The 256-nt window shown below is 39.1% G+C and carries 1 protein-coding gene; it reads left to right on the plus strand.

Annotation, left to right across the window (positions count from 1 at the left end):
* On the plus strand, window positions 1-256 hold a 256-nt coding region (locus CXF67_RS00350; RefSeq protein WP_219621002.1), incomplete at both ends, for an SdrD B-like domain-containing protein.

Genomic DNA, 256 nt, shown 5'->3' on the forward strand with positions numbered 1-256 from the left:
TTCAACACAAACAGAAGGGAACGATCCAACAACAACCACTATTGTAACTGGACAAACGTTTAATGAAATAGATGGTTTTTATGAATCAGGTACTCTAACGGGTCACTTATATTTCGATGAAAATGGCAATGGTACTCAGGATCCAAGTGAAGCAGATATGCCAAACGTTGATGTAGAAATTACTGACTCTTTCAGTCAAGTTCAGACTGTAACGACAGATGCCAATGGAGACTGGAGTCTAGTTTTACCACAAGGT

Origin of the sequence: Psychroflexus sp. MES1-P1E, assembly GCF_002836055.1 — a bacterium.
GTDB lineage: Bacteria > Bacteroidota > Bacteroidia > Flavobacteriales > Flavobacteriaceae > Psychroflexus.